Annotated in this window: 2 protein-coding genes; both read left to right on the top strand. The window is 53.1% G+C overall.

Annotated features, from left to right (window positions below; genetic code table 11):
- The coding region (gene rpoD, locus HMPREF3168_RS00455) for an RNA polymerase sigma factor RpoD (protein WP_246825660.1) at nucleotides 1-949 on the top strand (949 nt) is incomplete at its 5' end.
- Between the two features lie 35 nt (nucleotides 950-984).
- Complete coding sequence (locus HMPREF3168_RS00450; protein WP_070487937.1) at nucleotides 985-2,145, top strand: sigma-70 family RNA polymerase sigma factor; 1,161 nt, start codon at nucleotides 985-987, stop codon at nucleotides 2,143-2,145.
- Nucleotides 2,146-2,228: the final 83 nt, after the last annotated feature.

Raw genomic sequence — 2,228 nt, 5'->3', positions numbered from 1 at the left:
GGAATTTGAAGACAACGGGATCAGCATTGTCGATGACAAGGGCGAACCGTCCAAATTGGCCCTGGCCAAGCAGAAAAACGTGGAAAAGGCAGAGCTGGAACACTTGTCAGCCCCAGGCAGCCGGATGAATGACCCGGTCCGCCAGTATTTGAAGCGGATCGGCCGGGTCAGCCTGCTCAGCGGGGATGAAGAAGTCCAGCTGGCCAAGCGGATTGAAGCCGGCGACCAGGAGGCCAAGGATGAACTGACCAGTGCCAACCTGCGTCTGGTGGTTTCCATTGCCAAGCGCTATGTTGGCCGGGGGATGAGCTTTTTGGACCTGATCCAGGAAGGGAACATGGGCCTGATGAAGGCGGTCGACAAGTTTGACTACCAGCTGGGCTTCAAGTTTTCTACTTACGCGACCTGGTGGATCCGACAAGCAATCACCCGCGCGATTGCCGACCAGGCCCGGACGATCAGAATTCCGGTTCATATGGTGGAAACCATTAACAAGCTGATCCGGATTCAGCGGCAGCTTCTCCAGGATCTGGGCAGAGACCCGGAGCCAGAAGAAATTGCCGCGGAAATGGACTTGCCGGTCAAGAAGGTCCGGGAGGTCCTCAAGGTGGCCCAAGAGCCAGTTTCCTTGGAGACACCGATTGGGGAAGAGGATGACTCCCACTTAGGCGACTTTATCGAAGACAAGGACGCGACCAGCCCGGAACAGCACGCGGCCAGTGAAATGCTGAAAGACCAGCTGGCGGAAGTGCTTGACACTTTGACTGACAGGGAGGAGAATGTATTGCGTCTGCGTTTTGGTCTGGATGACGGAAATCCCCGGACTTTGGAAGAAGTCGGCCGGGTCTTTGGCGTGACCCGGGAGCGGATCCGGCAGATCGAGGCCAAGGCCTTGCGCAAGCTGCGGCACCCAAGCCGGAGCAACCAGTTGCGTGACTTTTTAGAGTAGTAAATTTTTAGCAGAATAAGAACAGGGCGGATTGAATGGCAAAAGAAAATGCTTCTAACGTAAATGATTTTCCACTGGAAAAAGCAGTTAAAATGGTGATTACCGGTTTAAAGAAGACCAAGCAGATCCGCGAAAAGGACTTGAAGGCCCGGCTCTTGCTGCCGTATGGTCTGAATGATGCCGAAACTGCCAAGCTGGTAGAAGAGTTTGCGGACAATGGGATTAGTATCGTTGACGACCAGGGTGAACCGTCTGCTCTGGCCCTCAAGGCTGAAGAAGAAGCTGAAAAGAAAGAACAAAAAGAACTGGTCGCTTCCAGCGACAATGACCGGGTTTACGACTCGGTTCGGATGTATTTAAAGGAAATCGGCAAGGTCCCGCTTTTGAGCCGGGACGAAGAAGTAGAAGTAGCCAAGCGGATTGAAAACGGCGATGAGTCAGCCAAGGATGAACTGGCCGCCGCCAACCTCCGTTTGGTTGTCTCCATTGCCAAGCGCTATGCCAAGCACAATGGGAAGATGGGGATCCTGGACTTGATCCAGGAAGGCAATATCGGCCTGATGAAGGCAGTTGACAAGTTCGACTACTCCAAGGGCTTTAAGTTTTCAACTTATGCTACCTGGTGGATCCGGCAGGCCATTACCCGGGCCCTGGCTGACCAGGACCGGATGATCAGAATCCCGGTTCACGTAGTGGAAAGCATAAACAAGATGAACCGGATCCAGCGGACTCTGCAGCAGGACCTGGACCGGGCTCTGCAGCAGGACCTGGACCGGGATGCCAAGCCGGAAGAGCTGGCCGCGGAAATGAATGAACCTTTGCAGAAGGTGCAGGAAATTATCACGGTAGCCAAGAACCAGGAAACTGACTCTTTGGACAAGCCGGTTGGCGAAGAAGGGGACTCGCAATTGGGGGACCTTTTGGAAGACAACAAGGCAATCAACCCGGAAGAATACACTGCTTTTGAAATGCTGAAGGACCAACTGTCCAGCATGATGGGTGAGTTCCTGACTGACAGAGAAGCTAAGGTCTTGAAGCTGCGCTTCGGCCTGGAAAACGATGAGCCGCACACTCTGGAAGAAGTTGGCCGCAGTCTGGGCGTTACCCGGGAACGGGTCCGGCAGATTGAAGCTAAGGCTGTCAAGAAGTTGAAGCACCACTCAGACCTGCTCCAGGACTACTTCTCAGCAGAATAGACAGAAGAAACATGTTTCCATTTTTTGGAAGTATGTTTTTTTGCTTTTGACAGAAAAGGGTATCTTGCAGTAGGCGATTTCAA

Source organism: Lactobacillus sp. HMSC08B12, from assembly GCF_001808415.1.
GTDB classification, from domain to species: domain Bacteria; phylum Bacillota; class Bacilli; order Lactobacillales; family Lactobacillaceae; genus Lactobacillus; species Lactobacillus delbrueckii.
The sequence above is the reverse complement of the archived record's forward strand: the minus strand, read 5'-3'. Positions and strand labels throughout refer to the sequence as shown.

Excerpts from the sequence above, each read along its gene's own strand:
- HMPREF3168_RS00450 (WP_070487937.1), top strand. The coding sequence starts at position 985 with ATGGCAAAAGAAAATGCTTCTAACGTAAATGATTTTCCACTGGAAAAA.